The organism is Lederbergia sp. B243.17, assembly GCF_057657925.1.
Genome location: NZ_JBWBKF010000029.1, coordinates 55,999 through 73,559 on the forward strand (window position 1 = coordinate 55,999; position 17,561 = coordinate 73,559).

The window sequence follows — 17,561 nt, forward strand, 5'->3', positions numbered from 1 at the left end:
ATTATTTTCCTCCTTCCGGTGACTTTTTCTTTTCAGGAAGGACCTCTCCACGATAAATCCATACTTTGACGCCGAGTTTACCATAAGTCGTGTCGGCTTCTGCATGAGCATAGTCAATGTCAGCACGAAGTGTATGAAGTGGTACTGTTCCTTCGCTGTAGTGTTCAGAACGAGCAATGTCCGCTCCGCCAAGACGGCCGGATACCATTGTCTTGATTCCTTGAGCGCCTGCACGCATTGTGCGTTGGATCGCTTGTTTTTGCGCACGGCGGAAAGATACACGGTTTTCCAGCTGGCGAGCAATGTTCTCAGCAACCAATTTCGCATCAAGGTCAGCTCTCTTGATTTCGATAATGTTGATGTGGACGCGTTTGTTTGTAAGTTGGTTCAATGCTTTACGCAAGGATTCAACTTCGCTTCCGCCCTTACCGATGACCATTCCTGGCTTCGCAGTATGGACTGTGATGTTCACTCTGTTTGCAGCGCGTTCGATCTCAACTTTAGAAACAGAAGCATCTGCCAAACGTTTTGTAATGTATTCACGAATCTTAATGTCTTCGTGCAGCAATGTAGCGTAATCTTTTTCAGCGTACCACTTGGATTCCCAGTCGCGGATAACGCCGATACGCATACCGATAGGATTAACTTTTTGACCCACGAATTATCCCTCCTTCTTTTCTGATACCACGATTGTAATGTGGCTTGTGCGCTTGTTAATTTGGCTAGCGCGGCCTTGTGCACGTGGACGGAAACGTTTCATTGTCGGACCTTCGTCAACGAAAACTTCAGACACGAGCAGATTATTGATGTCCATGTCATAGTTATGCTCTGCGTTCGCAACTGCAGACTTCAATAGCTTTTCTACTACTGGAGAAGCAGCTTTAGGCGTAAGTTTCAAAATGGCAACAGCTTCGCCTACTTGCTTTCCTCGAATAAGATCAACTACTAAGCGTACTTTGCGAGGAGCAATACGGACTGTTCTAGCAACAGCTTTTGCTTGCATCAGGATGGCCTCCTCTCATTAGCGTCTTGTTTTTTTATCGTCAGCGGCATGGCCTCTATATGCGCGAGTTGGTGCGAATTCACCAAGCTTGTGGCCTACCATATCTTCATTAATATAAACCGGAACATGTTTACGGCCATCGTAGACAGCGATCGTGTGTCCGATGAAGTTCGGGAAAATTGTGGAGCGGCGAGACCAAGTTTTAACAACTTGCTTCTTTTCACCTTCGTTCAATTTCTCAATCTTATTCATCAAGTGATCATCTACAAAAGGCCCTTTTTTTAGGCTGCGACCCATAGTTGTACCTCCCTTCGTGACTGCGCTACGGTCCATAGCTGGAACCGTAGGACAATCGCGTTATTTTTTGCGGCGGCGTACGATAAACTTATCCGACTTGTTGGATTTCTTGCGTGTTTTGTAACCAAGAGTTGGTTTGCCCCATGGTGTAACTGGAGATTTCCGTCCGATAGGCGTACGGCCTTCCCCACCACCGTGCGGGTGATCGTTCGGGTTCATTACAGATCCGCGTACGTGCGGGCGTTTGCCCAACCAGCGAGAGCGTCCTGCTTTACCGATATTAACAAGTTCATGTTGTTCGTTTCCTACTTGGCCGATGGAAGCGCGGCATGTTGCAAGAATCATGCGAACTTCTCCGGAGTTCAAGCGAACGAGAACATATTTTGTACCTTCTTTACCAAGAACCTGTGCAGATGTTCCAGCTGAACGTACCAATTGTCCGCCTTTACCAGGCTTCAATTCGATATTGTGGACAACTGTACCAACAGGAATGTTTGAAAGTGGAAGCGCGTTGCCGACTTTGATGTCTGCATCCGGGCCTGACATGATTTCCATGCCCACCTTCAGATTTTTTGGTGCAAGGATGTATCTTTTTTCACCATCAAGATAGTGAATCAATGCAATGTTAGCGGAACGGTTAGGATCGTACTCGATTGTAGCAACGCGTCCTGGTATACCGTCTTTGGTTCTTTTGAAATCAATCACACGGTATTGACGCTTATGACCGCCGCCGCGATGACGAACTGTAGTTCTACCTTGGTTGTTACGGCCGCCTTTGCGGTTCAATGGTTGCAGCAAGGATTTTTCCGGCTTATCAGTAGTGATTTCCGCGAAGTCCAAAGCTGTCATGTTCCGACGTCCGTTGGAGGTAGGTTTGTATTTTTTGATCGCCATTTTTTTCCCTCCTCTTCTAATGTTTGTTCAGGTGTTGATTAAACTTCGAAAAACTCGATCTCTTTGCTGTCTTGAGTCAGCGTTACAACTGCTTTGCGTCGTTTGTTCGTATAACCGCCAAAACGGCCCATACGCTTGAACTTGCCTTTGTAGTTGAGGACGTTGACTTTTGCAACTTTCACACCGAAGATGCTTTCTACTGCATCTTTCACTTGTGTTTTATTCGCTCTTACGTCGACTTCGAAAGTGTACTTCTTGTCAGCAGTAAGTTCCATAGACCGTTCAGTGATAACGGGGCGCTTAATTACATCACGTGCATCCATTAACCAAGCACCTCCTCTACTTTTTCAACTGCTGCTTTCGTCATGATCAGTGTGTTGTGGCTTACAACATCCAATACGTTGATGCCGCTTGCTTCCACTACTGTCACTCCAGGGATGTTACGAGCGGAAAGTGCTACGTTTTCGTTAAGCGATTCTGTTACAACAAGAGCTTTCTTGCCGACAGGAAGGCTTTTCAGTACGTTAACAAATTCCTTTGTTTTTGGTGCATCGAAAGACAAAGCTTCCAATACGAGGATGTTCTCTTCGATTACCTTTGTAGAAAGTGCGGATTTGATTGCCAAACGACGTACTTTCTTAGGCAATTTGTAGCTGTAGCTGCGTGGAACTGGTCCAAATACAGTACCGCCGCCGCGCCATTGTGGAGAACGGATTGAACCTTGGCGTGCACGTCCTGTTCCTTTTTGACGCCATGGCTTGCGTCCGCCGCCGCGTACTTCAGAGCGGTTTTTTACTTTTGCTGTTCCTTGTCTCATTGAAGCGCGTTGCATAACGATTGCTTCGAACAATACATGGTTGTTTGGTTCGATACCAAATACAGATTCATTCAGGTCGATTTCGCCAACCTTAGAGCCTGTTTGGTTGTATAAAGCTACTTTCGGCATTCCTATTTCCTCCTTTCTCTCAATACTTATCTAGTTTTGATTCCTGTTTTGATTTCGAGCATCGCTTTTTTCGGTCCTGGCACGTTGCCTTTTACCAAAAGAAGGTTGCGTTCTGCATCAACTTTGACGATTGGCAGGTTTTGAATCGTAATTCTTTCTCCGCCCATACGTCCTGGAAGAGCTTTTTGCTTGAATACCCGTGCTCCGTCAACCGCACCCATGGAACCTGGTCTGCGGTGGAATCGTGAACCGTGGGACATAGGTCCGCGTGATTGGCCGTGACGTTTGATAACACCTTGGAATCCTTTACCTTTTGAGATTCCTGATACGTCTACCAGATCGCCTTCCGCGAAAATATCAACTTTGACTTCTTGACCAACTTCGTACTCTTCTACGTTTACTCCGTTAAATTCACGGATGAAGCGCTTAGGAGCAGTGTTTGCTTTAGCAACATGTCCTTTCGCAGGCTTAGTTGCTAGTTTTTCACGCTTGTCTTCAAAACCAAGCTGGACTGCTTCGTACCCGTCTGTTTCTACAGTTTTCTTTTGAAGAACAACGTTTGGAGCTGCTTCGATCACAGTTACTGGGATCAGCTCTCCGTTTTCAGCAAAAATCTGCGTCATACCGATTTTTCTTCCTAAGATTCCTTTGGTCATGAGTCACACCTCCTGTTTCCTGTTTGTTTTTTATTATTAAAGTTTGATTTCAATGTCAACGCCAGATGGCAGGTCCAATCTCATCAAAGAATCAACAGTTTGTGGTGTTGGATTGATGATGTCGATCAAACGCTTGTGTGTACGCATTTCGAATTGTTCGCGGGAGTCTTTGTACTTATGCACCGCACGAAGAATTGTGTAAATCGTTTTTTCAGTTGGAAGCGGAATCGGACCCGATACATTTGCACCCGAACGCTTTGCAGTTTCAACGATTTTTTCTGCGGACTGATCCAGAATTCTATGATCATACGCTTTTAATCTGATACGAATTTTTTGTTTTGCCATTACTTTCCCTCCTTTTCGCCTATTTTTAAAATAGACATACTCCATGGAAATTTCCCACACACTCGCCATGGCAAAGCGGCCGGGTGTGTCAGCAACCTTCCATTTCATTGCAGTCAAAGACCAACATTGTCTATTATACAGAAAGCACATATCAGATGCAATAGCTTTCGCAGCATTTCTTGCACTTTCACACCTTTACGATTATACACAGTTTACCGCGTCAAATCAAGGGTTCGCAGAGATTCAGAATATATAATTTCCAAAATGGAGGAGGACGTTTCTGTTATAGAGGAAAAGTAATTGAATAGTCAGTTTACCGGAGGGGTTTGTCCAGTTTTATCTTTGAAGTTCACCTTCTATACCGGACTTCCGCTTCGGGCAGACGCTTTGTTTACCTGTGGTCAAGACCTTCTTGAAAGAAATATCTTCATGGCCTCATCCCCATGTAAGTAAAAAAAGGTGAGCGGTTCCCTGTTGCTTTACGTTCCGGGGCACGCTTTTCGCGGGGCAAGGCTTGAGCTTCGGGCCAACAGGATGTTGGTCATGCAGGTGATGCGACAGGACGTCGCGTTCTCACCTGCCTCAGTTGCTTCGCGCCTTGCGGGATCTCAAAGCCATGCTCGTCCCGCAGGAGTCGGCCCCTGCACTCCAAGCAACGGCCAAGTATGCGGACTGAAGTATGATGAATTTTTCTTTCCAAGAAAAGTGTGAGTGTTCTCCTTCCAACATGTGCTTCCAGTATGTGCAGATAATGTTGTGCAAAGAGTAAACTTGGTCAAAATTTTTTCCGCCTTATCTTATTCTTGCTTAGTAATCAGGAGTAAATGACTGTCCCCTTGACAACAAAAGATTTTTTCAATTTGGTCTTACTTTAAAGATATATTTTGAAATCTACTCAAAGTTGATTTGAGTGCAAGGCGGCGACTCCTGGGGGATTTGCGGGACAGGTGAGATCCCGCAGGACGCGAAGCGGCCGAGGAAGCTCCACCGCCCGCCCCCCGGAAAGCGTCCGCCTGGAACGAAAATCAACAGCTTGTCCCCCATGGTTATGAAATCAGGTTTCTTCATTTACTCTAAACAAAAAAAGAAAGGCAGCCGGATCGTCACCCGGACTGCCTTTCTTCTTATTAAGAGTGTAACAGCTTACGCTTGGATAGATGCAACTACGCCAGCGCCTACTGTACGTCCGCCTTCACGAATAGAGAACTTAGTTCCTTCTTCGATAGCGATTGGAGAGATAAGCTCAACAGTCATTTCAACGTTGTCTCCAGGCATAACCATTTCTACGCCTTCAGGAAGGTTGCAGATACCAGTTACGTCTGTTGTACGGAAGTAGAACTGTGGGCGGTAGTTAGAGAAGAATGGAGTGTGACGTCCACCTTCTTCTTTAGACAATACGTAAACTTCCGCTTTGAACTTTGTGTGTGGAGTGATTGTGCCTGGCTTAGCCAAAACTTGGCCACGTTGGATATCTTCACGAGCTACACCGCGAAGAAGTGCACCGATGTTGTCGCCTGCTTCTGCAAAGTCAAGAAGCTTACGGAACATTTCTACTCCTGTTACAACTACTTTTCTTGATTCTTCAGCAAGACCGATGATTTCAACTTCTTCACCGACTTTAACTTGACCACGTTCTACACGGCCAGTTGCAACTGTACCACGGCCAGTGATAGAGAAAACGTCCTCTACAGGCATCATGAATGGCTTGTCAGTGTCGCGTTCTGGAGTTGGGATGTAGCTGTCAACAGCGTCCATCAATTCAACGATTCTTTCTTCCCATTCTGCTTCGCCTTCAAGAGCTTTAAGAGCAGAACCTTTAACAACTGGAATGTCGTCGCCAGGGAATTCATATTCAGAAAGAAGATCACGGATCTCCATTTCTACTAGTTCAAGAAGTTCTTCATCGTCTACCATGTCACATTTGTTCATGAATACTACGATGTAAGGAACACCTACTTGACGGGAAAGAAGGATATGCTCACGAGTTTGTGGCATTGGGCCGTCAGCAGCAGATACTACAAGGATAGCTCCGTCCATTTGCGCAGCGCCTGTGATCATGTTTTTAACATAGTCGGCGTGTCCTGGGCAGTCAACGTGAGCATAGTGACGCTTTTCAGTTTCATACTCAACGTGGGAAGTTGAGATTGTGATACCGCGCTCGCGCTCTTCTGGAGCGTTGTCGATCATGTCATAGCCTTTAGCTTCGCCGCCGCCGCGCTTAGCCATTACAGTTGTGATAGCAGCAGTCAAAGTTGTTTTACCATGGTCAACGTGACCAATAGTACCAATATTAGCATGTTCTTTGGAACGATCAAATTTTTCCTTAGCCATTAGGAAATCCTCCTTTAATTTAAGAAAATATTAAGTATGGGAGCGGGTAGTGAGCCTGCGGTTCATACCCGCTCCGGCAGTATCTACATCTACATGTAGTTATACTTGATTACAGCGATAAAATCAATTATTCGCCGCTATTTTTTTTGATAATCTCTTCTGCAATTGATTTCGGCACTTCTTCATAGTGGTCGAATTGCATAGAGTAAGTTCCGCGCCCTTGTGTATTAGAACGAAGGGATGTCGCATATCCGAACATTTCAGCAAGTGGAACGAATGCTCTAACCACTTGTGCGTTTCCGCGTGCTTCCATGCCCTCAACGCGTCCGCGGCGGGAAGTGATGTCACCCATGATATCTCCAAGATACTCTTCAGGCATAACAACTTCAACCTTCATAAGTGGCTCAAGGATAACAGGATTACATTTTTTCGCGGCATTTTTCAATGCCATAGATGCTGCGATCTTAAACGCCATCTCACTGGAGTCGACGTCATGGTAAGATCCGTCAAACAATCTTGCCTTTACATCGATCAGCGGGTAGCCGGCAAGTACACCGTTTTCCATGGAATCTTCAAGTCCAGCTTGAACAGCCGGAATGTATTCACGTGGTACAACACCACCGACGATGCCGTTTTGGAATTCGAAGCCTTTTCCTTCTTCGTTCGGAGAGAATTCGATCCAAACGTGACCGAATTGTCCACGACCACCGGATTGGCGAACGAATTTACCTTCAACCTCAGCAGCTGTACGGAATGTTTCACGGTAAGAAACTTGTGGCGCACCTACGTTGGCTTCAACTTTAAATTCGCGCTTCATGCGGTCTACGATGATATCCAAGTGGAGCTCACCCATACCGGAGATAACAACTTGTCCAGTCTCAGGATTTGTTTCCGCACGGAATGTCGGATCCTCTTCTTGAAGCTTAGCAAGGGCAGTACCCATTTTATCTTGGTCCGCTTTCGATTTAGGCTCGATTGCAACCGAGATAACCGGCTCAGGGAATTCCATTGATTCAAGGATAACAAGGCTCTTTTCATCACAGAGTGTGTCCCCTGTTGATGTATCTTTCAACCCTACGGCAGCAGCGATGTCACCGCTGTAAGCAGTTGAGATTTCTTCACGGTGGTTTGCGTGCATTTGCAGAATCCGGCCGATCCGTTCACGTTTGCCTTTTGTAGAGTTTTGGACATAAGAACCGGAGTTCAGTGTTCCGGAATAAACGCGGAAGAAAGTCAAACGTCCCACATAAGGGTCTGTCATAACTTTGAACGCCAAAGCGGAGAACGGCTCGCTGTCGTCAGCATGACGGGCTACTTCTTCGTCTGTACCAGGAACAATCCCTTTGATGGACTCAATGTCAGTTGGTGCAGGCAGGTAATCTATAACTGCATCCAATACTTTTTGAACCCCTTTGTTCTTAAACGCAGTACCGCAAAGAACAGGGAAGAATTCAACATTCAATGTAGCTTTACGAATTGCTGCTTTCAGTTCCTCTACGGAGATTTCTTCTCCTTCAAGGTACTTCATCATCAACTCTTCATCGAAGTCAGCTACTGCTTCGATCAAGTTGCCGCGCAACTCTTCAGCTTGGTCTTTCAAGTCTTCAGGAATTTCTTTTTCAACAGCGTCAAGTGCTTCTTCGCTCTCATAGAACCAAGCTTTCATCTCAACGAGGTCGACCATTCCTGTAAATGTATCTTCCGCACCGATCGGCAATTGGATCGGATGTGCATTCGCTTGAAGGCGGTCATGCAATGTTTTTACGGAATAAAGGAAGTCAGCACCGATCTTATCCATTTTATTGACGAATACGATCCGTGGAACGCCGTATGTTGTAGCTTGGCGCCATACTGTTTCCGTTTGCGGCTCAACACCGGATTGGGCATCAAGGACAGTTACAGCACCATCAAGTACGCGCAGGGAACGTTCAACTTCAACGGTGAAGTCAACGTGTCCCGGAGTATCGATGATGTTAACACGGTGCCCCTTCCACTGTGCAGTTGTCGCAGCGGAAGTGATTGTGATACCGCGTTCCTGTTCTTGTTCCATCCAGTCCATTTGCGACGCACCCTCGTGTGTTTCACCGATTTTATGGATACGCCCTGTATAGAAAAGAATACGCTCAGTCGTAGTCGTTTTACCGGCGTCGATGTGAGCCATGATTCCGATGTTACGCGTCTTTTCTAAGGAGAACTCTCTAGGCATTTCGTATTTCTCCTTCCTGGGATGAATATAGATTGTAGTAGAAGATTACCAGCGATAGTGAGCAAACGCTTTGTTTGCTTCAGCCATTTTATGCGTATCTTCGCGTTTTTTCACGGAAGCACCAGTGTTGTTCGCTGCATCGAGAATTTCGTATGCAAGGCGCTCTTCCATTGTTTTTTCACCGCGCAGACGGGCATAGTTTACAAGCCAGCGAAGTCCGAGTGTTGAACGGCGCTCAGGGCGCACCTCAACCGGAACTTGGTAGTTCGCACCACCGACACGGCGTGCTCTTACTTCCAATACTGGCATGATGTTTTTCAATGCTTGGTCAAACACTTCCATTGGGTCTTTACCTGAACGTTCTTGGATAATATCAAAAGCTGAGTAAAGAATGGATTGTGCTTTACCTCTCTTACCGTCTACCATCAGCTTGTTGATCAGGCGTGTAACAAGCTTGGAATTGTGGATCGGATCTGGCAATACGTCTCTTTTAGCGACAGGTCCTTTTCTTGGCATCGGATTTCCTCCTTTCGAACACTATTAAGTGATTCAAATTGCATTATTTTTTAACTTTAGGTTTTTTCGTACCGTATTTCGAACGGCTTTGAGCACGTTTGTCAACGCCGGCAGTATCAAGCGCACCACGAACGATGTGATAACGTACACCCGGTAAGTCCTTTACACGGCCGCCGCGGATAAGTACAACACTGTGTTCTTGCAAGTTGTGTCCGATTCCAGGAATGTAGGCAGTTACCTCGATTCCGTTTGTCAAACGCACACGAGCATATTTACGAAGAGCCGAGTTTGGTTTCTTCGGAGTCATCGTACCCACACGAGTGCAAACACCGCGTTTTTGTGGAGATGAAACATTTGTGTTGACTTTCTTGAAGCTGTTGTAGCCTTTGTTCAGTGCTGGAGAGTCAGAAGTAGTTACTTTAGACTTTCTTGGTTTGCGCACTAATTGGTTAATTGTAGGCATTATTGTTCCTCCCTTCGTCCTTTTGTTAAGCCCACACATCCAGGTGGTTCTTTTTTAGGCAAAAAACAAGTTTTTGCATGTTCTTGCTGCAAAAACACCTTTAATGGATAATGGCGACAGCAGTTGCGCCGACATCAATGCCGCATGCTTTCCCCAACTTCTTCATCGAATCGACTTTCGTTAAAGGGACGTTCGCTTCCATTGCAGTCTCGATAATATGATCCGTTATTCGCGGATCAGCATCGGCTGCGATAAAAACTTCCTGCACTTGGCCCGATTTCAGAGCCCTTACTGTTTGCTTTGTTCCTACGATTACATTTGCCGCCTGTGACACTTTATCATAAGACATTTACTATCCTCCAAAGTAAACAGGTTAAATGATAGGAGCACCTTGAATATAGTAACACCTGTAATTTTTAAAGTCAATAACATTTAAAAAGATTTTTCTTTAAAAGATTCGCCGGCATTGCTGCCGGCGATCTCAATCATTCTACTGGCTGGACATCTTCTCCTGCCATGACAGAAACTGCTTTTCTGTAGCGCTGCATTCCTGTTCCGGCTGGAACAAGTTTTCCGATGATAACATTTTCCTTCAGGCCGAGAAGCTCATCGCGCTTGCCTTTGATGGCAGCGTCGGTAAGGACCCTCGTTGTTTCCTGGAAGGAAGCAGCAGACAAGAAGGAATCTGTCTCAAGGGAGGCTTTCGTGATACCAAGCAATACCGGGCGGCCTGTCGCAGGCTGTTTGCCTTCAAGCAATACTTTCTCGTTCGCATCGGTGAACTGATGCAGATCAAGCAGTGTGCCCGGTAGAACATCAGTAGCTCCTGCATCTACAACCCGTACTTTGCGAAGCATTTGTCGGACCATGACTTCCACGTGCTTGTCGCCGATTTCAACCCCTTGCATCCGGTATACCTTCTGTACTTCAAGAAGCAAGTACTGCTGGACGGCTGCAACGTCGCGGACTTTCAGGAGTTCCTTCGGATCGATTGAACCTTCCGTCAGTTCCTGTCCACGGTCAACTCGTTCGTTGACAGCTACTTTCAGGCGTGCCGTATACGGCGCGTTGTATGTCCGGGACTCGATTTCGTTTTGAACAACGATTTCGTGCTGGCGGTCTCTGCCCTCTGAAATCGAAACGACGGTGCCGGTAATTTCAGTGATGACAGCCTGACCTTTCGGGTTCCGCGCTTCGAACAATTCCTGGATACGCGGAAGACCTTGAGTGATGTCATCCCCCGCAACTCCGCCTGTATGGAATGTACGCATTGTCAGCTGTGTTCCAGGCTCACCGATCGACTGGGCAGCGATGATACCGACTGCCTCGCCAACATCGACTACATTGCCTGTTGCCAGGTTGCGTCCGTAACATTTTTTGCAGACGCCATGACGTGTATTACATGTAAATGCAGAACGGATCCACACTTCTTCGATGCCTGCATTGACAATTTCTTTTGCTTTATCCTCATCAATGAGCTCGTTCTCTTTAATGAGTACGTCCCCTGTTTCTGGATGAGTGATCTTCTTGCGCGCATAGCGGCCAATCAGACGCTCTTCTAGAGGCTCAATGATCTCTGTTCCGTCACGCAGGGAGTCGATCAGAAGACCGCGGTCTGTTCCACAGTCATCTTCACGGATGATAACATCCTGCGCAACATCAACAAGTCTCCTTGTCAAGTAACCGGAGTCGGCTGTTTTCAGCGCTGTATCTGCAAGACCTTTACGGGCACCGTGCGTGGAAATAAAGTATTCCAATACGGTCAGACCTTCACGGAAGCTCGACTTGATCGGAAGTTCAATGATCCGTCCGGCCGGGTTGGCCATCAGACCACGCATACCGGCAAGCTGCGTAAAGTTGGATGCGTTACCCCGTGCTCCAGAGTCACTCATCATGAAGATCGGGTTCAAACGATTCAAGCTCTGCATCAGTTTGCCCTGAATGACATCCTTCGCTGCACTCCAGATGGCGATTACACGGTCATAACGCTCATCTTCGGTGATCAGACCACGTTTGAATTGCTTCATGACGTTGTCTACCTTCGCTTGGGCGTCATTGAGGATATCTTCTTTTTCAGCGAGAACGACGATATCCGCAACACCTACGGTAATACCGGCTTTCGTTGAAAATTTGAATCCGAGGTTCTTCATCCGGTCAAGCATCTTAGACGTTTCCGTAATGTGGAATCGTTTGAAGATTTCCGAGATGATGTTTCCTAAGATCTTCTTCTTGAATGGTTGAATCAATGGCTGATTCTTAATATGCTCTTTAACATCTGTAGTCGGATCCACGAAATAGTGGTCCGGCGTTTTCACTTCCAGATTCTCATTCGTCGGTTCGTTGATATACGGGAAGGAAGGTGGCAAGATTTCATTGAAGATCAGCTTGCCTGCAGTTGTAATGAGCAATTGTCTCCGCTGCTCATCCGTAAACCGCTCATTTTGCAAGGAAGCGGCATGGACGGCAATCCGTGTATGGAGATGGATATAGCCGTTTGCGTATGCCAGCAACGCTTCGTTCGTATCTTTGAATACCATTCCTTCTCCTGTGGCGCCTTCACGCTCCAGTGTCAGGTAATAGTTTCCGAGCACCATGTCCTGGGAAGGAGTTACGACCGGTTTGCCGTCTCTCGGGTTCAGGATGTTCTGTGCAGCGAGCATCAAAAGACGCGCTTCAGCCTGAGCTTCCGCAGACAAAGGTACGTGGACAGCCATTTGGTCACCGTCAAAGTCCGCGTTGTACGCAGTACATACGAGCGGATGCAAACGGATGGCACGGCCTTCAACGAGTGTCGGTTCGAACGCCTGGATACCCAGTCTGTGAAGAGTAGGGGCACGGTTCAGCAAAACCGGATGCTCCTTGATTACATCTTCAAGCACATCCCACACTTCCGGCTGGACACGCTCAATTTTTCTTTTTGCACTCTTAATATTATGTGCCAAGCCTTTTTCAACAAGCTCTTTCATGACGAAAGGCTTGAAAAGTTCCAATGCCATTTCCTTCGGCAGACCGCACTGATACATTTTCAGGTTCGGACCAACGACAATAACGGAACGGCCTGAATAGTCAACACGCTTTCCGAGCAGGTTTTGGCGGAAACGGCCCTGCTTCCCTTTCAACATATGGGAAAGGGATTTTAGCGGACGGTTGCCCGGTCCTGTAACCGGACGGCCCCGGCGGCCATTGTCGATCAAAGCATCGACCGCTTCTTGGAGCATCCGCTTTTCGTTTTGGACGATAATGCTTGGAGCCCCAAGATCAAGCAGGCGCTTCAGGCGATTATTCCGGTTGATGACACGGCGGTACAGGTCATTCAAGTCTGAAGTCGCAAAACGGCCGCCTTCAAGCTGAACCATCGGACGAAGCTCCGGCGGGATGACAGGCAGGACGTCAAGAATCATCCAATCAGGACGGTTTCCTGAATGGCGGAAAGCCTCAATGACTTCCAGGCGCTTGATTGCACGTGTTCTCCGCTGACCCTGAGCTGTCTTCAGCTCTTCTTTCAACTGTTCTGCTTCTTTATCAAGATCAATGTCGGAGAGCAATTTTTTAATGGCTTCCGCACCCATCGATGCTTGGAATTTCGTGCCGTATTTTTCACGGTATGCACGGTATTCTTTTTCTGAAAGAAGCTGTTTTTTATCCAATGTAGTTTCGCCTACATCTGTTACAACATAGGAAGCGAAGTAGATGATCTCTTCAAGAGCGCGGGGAGACATATCAAGGACAAGTCCCATCCGGCTCGGAATTCCTTTGAAATACCAAATGTGAGAAACAGGGGCAGCAAGCTCGATGTGCCCCATTCTTTCTCTCCGTACTTTTGCCCGTGTGACTTCTACGCCGCAGCGGTCACAGACGACGCCTTTATAGCGGACCCGCTTATACTTGCCGCAATGGCACTCCCAGTCCTTTGTAGGACCGAAGATGCGCTCGCAGAACAGGCCGTCTTTTTCAGGCTTCAATGTCCGATAGTTGATCGTTTCCGGCTTTTTCACTTCACCAAAAGACCAAGAACGGATTTTATCAGGTGATGCCAATCCTATTTTCATATACTCAAAATTGTTTACATCCAGCAAGGGGCCTACCTCCCTTTTCGTCTCCAGGTTCTACCCTTATTGCCTATATTCAGCGACTCTTTATTCCTGAGAAGCAGCAGTTTCTTCGACTTTCGTGTCTGGTGCAATGTTCAATGTGTCGGCTTGATGCGCATCTTCATCGTCTTCCAAATCTCTCATCTCAATTTCCTGCTCATCACCCGAAAGGATTTTTACGTCCATTCCAAGACTCTGCAGTTCTTTGATAAGAACTTTAAACGATTCCGGTACGCCCGGCTCAGGAACATTCTCGCCTTTGACGATCGCCTCGTACGTTTTAACCCGGCCGACAACATCATCGGATTTGACGGTCAGGATCTCCTGCAATGTATAAGCGGCACCGTATGCTTCCAGCGCCCAAACCTCCATCTCACCGAAACGCTGTCCGCCGAACTGGGCTTTCCCGCCGAGCGGCTGCTGCGTAACGAGGGAGTAAGGGCCTGTAGAACGGGCGTGCAGTTTGTCGTCTACCATGTGCGCCAGCTTGATCATATACATGATGCCGACAGAAACACGGTTGTCGAACGGCTCGCCTGTGCGTCCATCATACAAGATGGTCTTCGCATCCCGGTCCATTCCCGCTTCTTCGATTGTTTCCCATACATCTTCCTCTGTGGCTCCGTCGAATACCGGTGAAGCCATATGGAGGCCGAGATGTCTTGCTGCCATGCCGAGATGGAGCTCGAGCACCTGACCGATGTTCATCCGTGATGGTACGCCGAGTGGGTTCAACATGATGTCCACTGGTGTTCCGTCCGGCATGAACGGCATATCTTCTTCAGGGAGGATACGGGAAATTACCCCTTTGTTTCCGTGGCGTCCTGCCATTTTATCCCCGGCTGAAATTTTACGTTTCTGCACAATATATACACGGACAAGCTGGTTGACTCCCGGAGGAAGCTCATCCCCATCTTCCCGGTTGAACACTTTCACGTCGAGGACAATCCCGCCGCCGCCATGAGGTACGCGCAAGGATGTGTCTCTCACTTCACGGGCTTTCTCACCGAAAATCGCATGAAGGAGACGCTCTTCAGCTGTCAGTTCCGTTACACCCTTAGGTGTAACCTTACCGACGAGCAGATCGCCGTCTTTCACTTCGGCCCCGATGCGGATGATTCCGCGTTCGTCGAGATTGCGCAGTGCATCTTCACCGACGTTCGGGATGTCCCTTGTCATTTCTTCAGGCCCAAGCTTCGTATCGCGGGCTTCTGATTCATATTCCTCGATATGAATGGATGTGTACACATCATCCTTCACGAGGCGCTCGCTCATAATGATCGCATCTTCATAGTTGTAGCCTTCCCATGTCATGAAGGCGACGAGCACGTTTCTTCCAAGGGCCAATTCGCCTTTATCCATTGACGGACCATCACCGACGATTTCACCTTTGACAAGGCGGTCTCCAACGCTGACAATCGGCCTTTGGTTATAGCAAGTTCCCTGGTTGGAACGGATGAACTTCTGCATCCGGTATTTATCCAGATCGCCTTTAACTTCCTGGCCGTCTATCTGGGATACGCGGCGCACCCATACTTCACGGGCTTCCACATGCTCAACAATACCATCGTGCTTGCAGATGACAGCAGCTCCTGAGTCTTTCGCCGAAACGTGTTCCATTCCGGTTCCGACAAGAGGTGCCTCCGGCTGCATAAGCGGAACAGCTTGCCGCTGCATGTTCGCTCCCATGAGGGCACGGTTGGAGTCATCATTTTCGAGGAACGGGATACATGCCGTTGCCGCAGATACTACCTGCTTTGGCGATACATCCATGTAATCGATCCGCTCCCGTTTCACAACGGTGTTCTCCCCGCGGAAACGTGAAATGACCTCTTCGTTTACAAAGGCGCCTTCATCTGAAAGCGGCGCATTTGCCTGTGCGACTACATAGTTGTCTTCCTCATCGGCAGTCAAATAGTCGATGCGGGAAGTGACAAGCCCTGTTTCAGGGTCCACCCGCCGGTACGGCGTTTCGATGAAGCCAAAACGATTGACCTTCGCATAGGTGGACAAGGAGTTGATCAAACCGATATTCGGTCCCTCCGGCGTTTCGATCGGACACATCCGTCCATAGTGGGAATAGTGAACGTCCCGGACTTCCATTCCTGCGCGTTCCCTTGTCAATCCACCAGGTCCGAGTGCAGACAGACGGCGTTTATGCGTCAGTTCTGCGAGCGGATTTGTCTGGTCCATGAACTGGGACAGCTGCGAGCTTCCGAAGAACTCTTTGATCGACGCGATAACCGGACGAATATTAATCAGCTGCTGCGGCGTGATCGTATTGATATCCTGGATAGACATCCGTTCACGAACGACACGCTCCATCCGTGAAAGACCGATGCGGAATTGGTTCTGAAGCAATTCACCAACCGAACGGAGACGACGGTTGCCCAAGTGGTCGATATCATCTGTATCTCCTACTCCATAGAGCAGGTTGAAGAAATAGCTGATGGATGCAACGATATCAGCCTGCGTGATATTTTTCACCGGTTCTTCGACATACGCATTGCCGATAACGTTGATGACTTTGCCTTCATCGTCATTCGGGGCATATATTTTAATGGACTGAACGACTACATCGCCATCCATGACACCGCCATGGCTGTTGAATGTTTTAAAGCCTGTGCCGTTCTCCAGATAAGGAATGATTCGGTCAAGGGTGCGGCGGTCGAGGATTGTCCCTTCTTCCGCAATGATTTCGCCTGTTTCAGGATCAGCTAACGTTTCTGCCAGCTTCTGTTCGAAAAGGCGGTTTTTTATATGAAGTTTTTTGTTGATTTTATAACGCCCGACATTTGCAAGATCGTATCTTTTTGGATCAAAAAAGCGGGATACGAGCAGGCTTTTGGCGTTTTCCACTGTCGGCGGCTCGCCTGGACGCAGCCGTTCGTATATCTCAAGCAATGCTTTTTCGATACTTTCAGTGTTGTCTTTTTCCAACGTGTTTCGAAGATATTCATTATCTCCGATTAATTCGATGATTTCTTGATCAGAGCCGAAACCAAGGGCACGCAAAAGAACCGTTACCGGCAGCTTTCTTGTGCGGTCAATACGTACATAGACCACATCTTTGGCGTCTGTCTCATATTCAAGCCAAGCACCCCTGTTAGGAATAACAGTGGCTGTGAATCCTTTTCTCCCGTTTTTATCTAGCTTTCCGCTATAATAAACGCTTGGAGATCTGACAAGCTGGGATACGATAACCCGCTCGGCGCCGTTAATGATAAATGTTCCCATTTCGGTCATCAGCGGGAAATCACCCATGAAAACATCCTGGTCTTTCACTTCGCCTGTCTCCTTGTTCACAAGCCGGAGTTTAACACGAAGAGGAGCGGAATAGGTTGCATCACGCTCTTTAGATTCATCCACAGAATATTTAGGTTCGCCGAGACTATAATCAATAAATTCCAATGAAAGATTTCCTGCGAAATCTTCAATTGGGGAGATATCCTGGAACATTTCCTTTAAACCCTCATCAAGAAACCATTGGTAAGAAGAAGTTTGGATTTCGATAAGGTTTGGCAGCTCCAATACTTCACTAATGCGCGCGAAACTTCTGCGCTGACGGTGCCGTCCATACTGAACTAGTTGACCTGTCAACTGATTCACCCCTCAAATCATGCGTTTTAATGATGGCATCCTTATCTGGCATGCCAGCCGGATACAATATCATCAGACAAAAAGAAAAAGGGTTTTGCTTCGAAAACCACAATTTCACATGACGAACATATTGTATAATCTTTCCCATATTAACCAGTCCGTATACATCTAATTACACCATAAGATGGCTATTCGGAAAACATTATATTTGCA

Annotated in this window: 15 protein-coding genes; all 15 read right to left on the minus strand. The window is 47.4% G+C overall.

The genetic code is table 11. From position 1 onward, the window contains the following. Position 1: 1 nt before the first annotated feature. On the minus strand, positions 2-658 hold the full coding sequence (gene rpsC, locus AC0TWI_RS04555; RefSeq protein WP_488125154.1) for a 30S ribosomal protein S3: 657 nt from the start codon (positions 656-658) through the stop codon (positions 2-4). 3 nt (positions 659-661) lie between these two features. Beyond that, positions 662-1,003: a 50S ribosomal protein L22 gene (gene rplV, locus AC0TWI_RS04560; protein WP_488125155.1), complete on the minus strand. Its 342-nt coding sequence runs from the start codon at positions 1,001-1,003 to the stop codon at positions 662-664. Positions 1,004-1,021: 18 nt separating this feature from the next. After that, a complete protein-coding gene (gene rpsS / locus AC0TWI_RS04565) occupies positions 1,022-1,300 on the minus strand; it encodes a 30S ribosomal protein S19 (RefSeq protein ID WP_488125156.1) in 279 nt (92 codons plus the stop codon). Positions 1,301-1,360: 60 nt separating this feature from the next. Next, on the minus strand, positions 1,361-2,194 hold the full coding sequence (gene rplB / locus AC0TWI_RS04570; RefSeq protein ID WP_488125157.1) for a 50S ribosomal protein L2: 834 nt from the start codon (positions 2,192-2,194) through the stop codon (positions 1,361-1,363). 38 nt (positions 2,195-2,232) lie between these two features. Beyond that, entirely contained in the window at positions 2,233-2,517 is a 285-nt protein-coding gene (rplW, locus tag AC0TWI_RS04575; protein WP_488125158.1) for a 50S ribosomal protein L23, read from the minus strand. Continuing rightward, the gene (rplD, locus tag AC0TWI_RS04580; RefSeq protein WP_488125159.1) at positions 2,517-3,140 is read right to left on the minus strand and encodes a 50S ribosomal protein L4; all 624 of its coding nucleotides are present in this window, start codon (positions 3,138-3,140) and stop codon (positions 2,517-2,519) included. The genes rplW and rplD overlap by 1 nt, the downstream gene beginning before the upstream one ends. A gap of 26 nt (positions 3,141-3,166) precedes the next feature. Further along, complete coding sequence (gene rplC / locus AC0TWI_RS04585) at positions 3,167-3,796, minus strand: 50S ribosomal protein L3 (RefSeq protein ID WP_488125160.1); 630 nt, start codon at positions 3,794-3,796, stop codon at positions 3,167-3,169. Between the two features lie 36 nt (positions 3,797-3,832). Further along, the gene (gene rpsJ, locus AC0TWI_RS04590) at positions 3,833-4,141 is read right to left on the minus strand and encodes a 30S ribosomal protein S10 (RefSeq protein ID WP_213100009.1); all 309 of its coding nucleotides are present in this window, start codon (positions 4,139-4,141) and stop codon (positions 3,833-3,835) included. A 1,143-nt stretch (positions 4,142-5,284) separates the two neighbouring features. Continuing rightward, the gene (gene tuf / locus AC0TWI_RS04595; protein ID WP_488125161.1) at positions 5,285-6,472 is read right to left on the minus strand and encodes an elongation factor Tu; all 1,188 of its coding nucleotides are present in this window, start codon (positions 6,470-6,472) and stop codon (positions 5,285-5,287) included. A gap of 127 nt (positions 6,473-6,599) precedes the next feature. Then, on the minus strand, positions 6,600-8,678 hold the full coding sequence (gene fusA / locus AC0TWI_RS04600) for an elongation factor G (RefSeq protein ID WP_488125162.1): 2,079 nt from the start codon (positions 8,676-8,678) through the stop codon (positions 6,600-6,602). A 45-nt stretch (positions 8,679-8,723) separates the two neighbouring features. Then, positions 8,724-9,194: a 30S ribosomal protein S7 gene (rpsG, locus tag AC0TWI_RS04605; RefSeq protein ID WP_488125163.1), complete on the minus strand. Its 471-nt coding sequence runs from the start codon at positions 9,192-9,194 to the stop codon at positions 8,724-8,726. Positions 9,195-9,237: 43 nt separating this feature from the next. Next, positions 9,238-9,657: a 30S ribosomal protein S12 gene (gene rpsL / locus AC0TWI_RS04610; protein ID WP_488125164.1), complete on the minus strand. Its 420-nt coding sequence runs from the start codon at positions 9,655-9,657 to the stop codon at positions 9,238-9,240. Between the two features lie 100 nt (positions 9,658-9,757). Beyond that, positions 9,758-10,006 carry a 50S ribosomal protein L7ae-like protein gene (locus AC0TWI_RS04615; protein WP_488125165.1) on the minus strand — a complete coding sequence of 83 codons (249 nt, stop codon included), beginning with the start codon at positions 10,004-10,006 and terminating at the stop codon, positions 9,758-9,760. 136 nt (positions 10,007-10,142) lie between these two features. Next, positions 10,143-13,733 carry a DNA-directed RNA polymerase subunit beta' gene (gene rpoC, locus AC0TWI_RS04620; protein ID WP_488125166.1) on the minus strand — a complete coding sequence of 1,197 codons (3,591 nt, stop codon included), beginning with the start codon at positions 13,731-13,733 and terminating at the stop codon, positions 10,143-10,145. 60 nt (positions 13,734-13,793) lie between these two features. Then, a complete protein-coding gene (rpoB, locus tag AC0TWI_RS04625) occupies positions 13,794-17,348 on the minus strand; it encodes a DNA-directed RNA polymerase subunit beta (RefSeq protein WP_488125167.1) in 3,555 nt (1,184 codons plus the stop codon). Positions 17,349-17,561: the final 213 nt, after the last annotated feature.

Coding starts and splice junctions, on each gene's coding strand:
- rplV (WP_488125155.1), bottom strand. CDS start 1,003: ATGCAAGCAAAAGCTGTTGCTAGAACAGTCCGTATTGCTCCTCGCAAA.
- rpsS (WP_488125156.1), bottom strand. CDS start 1,300: ATGGGTCGCAGCCTAAAAAAAGGGCCTTTTGTAGATGATCACTTGATG.
- rplB (WP_488125157.1), bottom strand. CDS start 2,194: ATGGCGATCAAAAAATACAAACCTACCTCCAACGGACGTCGGAACATG.
- rplW (WP_488125158.1), bottom strand. CDS start 2,517: ATGGATGCACGTGATGTAATTAAGCGCCCCGTTATCACTGAACGGTCT.
- rplD (WP_488125159.1), bottom strand. CDS start 3,140: ATGCCGAAAGTAGCTTTATACAACCAAACAGGCTCTAAGGTTGGCGAA.
- rplC (WP_488125160.1), bottom strand. CDS start 3,796: ATGACCAAAGGAATCTTAGGAAGAAAAATCGGTATGACGCAGATTTTT.
- rpsJ (WP_213100009.1), bottom strand. CDS start 4,141: ATGGCAAAACAAAAAATTCGTATCAGATTAAAAGCGTATGATCATAGA.
- tuf (WP_488125161.1), bottom strand. CDS start 6,472: ATGGCTAAGGAAAAATTTGATCGTTCCAAAGAACATGCTAATATTGGT.
- fusA (WP_488125162.1), bottom strand. CDS start 8,678: ATGCCTAGAGAGTTCTCCTTAGAAAAGACGCGTAACATCGGAATCATG.
- rpsG (WP_488125163.1), bottom strand. CDS start 9,194: ATGCCAAGAAAAGGACCTGTCGCTAAAAGAGACGTATTGCCAGATCCG.
- rpsL (WP_488125164.1), bottom strand. CDS start 9,657: ATGCCTACAATTAACCAATTAGTGCGCAAACCAAGAAAGTCTAAAGTA.
- AC0TWI_RS04615 (WP_488125165.1), bottom strand. CDS start 10,006: ATGTCTTATGATAAAGTGTCACAGGCGGCAAATGTAATCGTAGGAACA.